The following is a 2,669-nucleotide window of genomic DNA, read 5'->3' on the forward strand; positions in this document are numbered from 1 at the left end:
AGGTAAGCGCGTTTTGATCCGCGAAGACCTCAACGTCCCAGTCAAGGACGGTGATGTCACCAGCGATGCGCGTAGCCTGGCGTCGCTGCCGACCATCAAGCTGGCCCTGGAAAAAGGTGCGGCCGTGATGGTCTGCTCGCACCTTGGCCGTCCGACCGAAGGCGAATTCTCCGCCGAGAACAGCCTCAAGCCTGTCGCCGACTACCTGAGCAAGGCTCTGGGCCGCGAAGTGCCGCTGGTTACCGATTACCTCGGCGGCGTTGACGTCAAGGCCGGCGACATCGTGCTGTTCGAAAACGTACGCTTCAACAAAGGTGAGAAAAAGAACGCTGACGAATTGGCCCAGCAATACGCCGCCCTGTGCGACGTGTTCGTGATGGACGCATTCGGCACCGCTCACCGCGCCGAAGGTTCGACGCATGGTGTCGCCAAGTTCGCCAAAGTCGCCGCTGCTGGTCCGCTGCTGGCCGCTGAACTGGATGCACTGGGCAAAGCCCTGGGCGCGCCGGCGCAACCAATGGCGGCGATCGTTGCCGGTTCCAAGGTCTCGACCAAACTCGACGTGCTGAACAGCCTGAGCCAGATCTGCGATCAACTGATCGTCGGTGGCGGCATCGCCAACACCTTCCTCGCCGCTGCCGGTCACCCGGTCGGCAAGTCGCTGTACGAGCCGGATCTGCTCGACACTGCACGCGCCATCGCCGCCAAGGTCAGCGTGCCGCTGCCAGTCGACGTCGTGGTTGCCAAGGAATTTGCCGAAACCGCTGAGGCCACCGTCAAGCTCATCGCTGACGTTGCCGCTGACGACATGATTCTGGACATCGGTCCGCAGACCGCAGCGAACTTCGCCGAACTGCTGAAATCGTCGAAAACCATTCTGTGGAACGGTCCGGTCGGCGTGTTCGAATTCGACCAGTTCGGCAACGGCACCAAAGTGCTGGCCCAGGCCATCGCTGAAAGCTCTGCGTTCTCCATCGCTGGCGGTGGCGACACCTTGGCCGCTATCGATAAATATGGCGTGGCTGAGCAAATCTCCTACATTTCCACCGGCGGTGGCGCGTTCCTTGAATTCGTCGAGGGCAAAGTGCTGCCAGCCGTAGAAGTCCTGGAAAGCCGGGCCAAGGCCTGAGGCCGCCCGTTTGGCCAGGCAAAGGAGTGGTCACATGGTCAAGTCGTTAGCACTGTTGTTGCTGACCGGTACGCTGGCAGCCTGCGGGAGTAACCCGAAGGCCGAAGCGACGCCGGCACCCAGCGAGTCGCAGAAGGGCTGTTATCAGGCCGACTGGCAGGCTGAAACCAACCCGGTGCTGAACAAGCGTTCCGGGCCGGATGGTCTGGACAAATACGAGACGCAAACCCCGGCCAAGGAACATGGTTGTCCTTGACGGGTCTGACTCTTAACTCAGGGCTGGCGGCGTGCGCCGTCAGTCGAGGAACACGGATGAAAGGCTTGATCGCCATTGCGGCGTTGGCATTGTTGGGCGGTTGCGCGCAGTTGAACCTGTTTCAGTCGTCTGCACCTGTGGATAACTGGACTACCTGGACCTGCGACAGCCAGGCCAAAGTGCTGTGGCGCTACGCCGATGCCGGCCAGAAGGAAGTCGATGTTCGACTGGGCGGCGGCGATCAGGTCTATCGCCTGAAAGAAGAGCCGGGTGCCTCGGGCACGCTGTACAGCGATGGCATGCTGGCGTTTCACGTCAAGGGTGACGAAGGCCTGGTGTACTGGGTCGCCACCAATGACTTGATCGGCCGCGGCTGCAAAGCCGAGTAACACAGAATTTGCTTTATCGAATCACCAGACCGGGCCTCGACCCCCGATCTGCAATCACTTGAATAGCCGCCGCCGCTCCGGCAGGCTGGCACGATTAACGACCCAAACCGGGAGAGACACACACAATGGCACTTATCAGCATGCGCCAGATGTTGGACCACGCAGCCGGGGTGGGGGGCGGCGGTGCAGCCCGCAAAGGCAACAGCCCTGTGCAGATGCGCGCCCACATGGAAAGCCGAGCCGAACAAGGCTGCGGGGTGATCGTCCAGGCTTCGGCCGGCGCCCGTAAATACGCCGGCGCGCCTTTCCTGCGTCACCTGATCCTGGCTGCAATCGAAGAATTCCCGCACATCCCGGTGTGCATGCACCAGGACCACGGCACCAGCCCTGATGTCTGCCAGCGCTCGATCCAGCTGGGCTTCAGCTCGGTAATGATGGACGGCTCCCTCGGCGAAGACGGCAAGACCCCGACCGACTACGACTACAACGTCCGCGTTACCCAACAAACCGTGGCCATGGCGCACGCCTGCGGCGTTTCGGTAGAAGGCGAGCTGGGCTGCCTGGGTTCGCTGGAAACCGGCATGGCCGGTGAAGAAGACGGCATCGGCGCCGAAGGCGTTCTGGATCACAGCCAGATGCTGACCGACCCGGAAGAAGCCGCTGATTTCGTAAAACGCACTCAGGTCGATGCTCTGGCTATCGCCATCGGCACCAGCCACGGCGCCTACAAGTTCACCAAGCCACCTACTGGCGACGTGCTGGCGATCGACCGCATCAAGGAAATCCACAAGCGCATCCCGAACACCCACCTGGTGATGCACGGTTCCTCGTCGGTTCCGCAAGAGTGGCTGGCGATCCTCAACCAGTACGGCGGCGACATCAAAGAAACCTACGG

At 61.6% G+C, this 2,669-nt stretch carries 4 protein-coding genes; all 4 read left to right on the forward strand.

The window, feature by feature from the left end; all coding sequences use genetic code 11:
- Positions 1-1,129 (forward strand): phosphoglycerate kinase (locus ACIOWE_RS29380; RefSeq protein WP_401398438.1); only part of this gene is annotated, 1,129 nt, incomplete at its 5' end.
- Positions 1,130-1,163: 34 nt separating this feature from the next.
- Positions 1,164-1,385, forward strand: coding sequence for a hypothetical protein (locus ACIOWE_RS29385; protein WP_007913756.1), 222 nt, complete (start codon positions 1,164-1,166; stop codon positions 1,383-1,385).
- A gap of 56 nt (positions 1,386-1,441) precedes the next feature.
- On the forward strand, positions 1,442-1,774 hold the full coding sequence (locus ACIOWE_RS29390) for an MliC family protein (RefSeq protein WP_401398440.1): 333 nt from the start codon (positions 1,442-1,444) through the stop codon (positions 1,772-1,774).
- Positions 1,775-1,899: 125 nt separating this feature from the next.
- A partial coding sequence (locus tag ACIOWE_RS29395; protein WP_401398442.1) for a class II fructose-bisphosphate aldolase occupies positions 1,900-2,669 on the forward strand: 770 nt, incomplete at its 3' end.

Origin of the sequence: Pseudomonas sp. NPDC087598 (genome assembly GCF_044743525.1) — a bacterium.
Taxonomy (GTDB): Bacteria; Pseudomonadota; Gammaproteobacteria; order Pseudomonadales; family Pseudomonadaceae; genus Aquipseudomonas.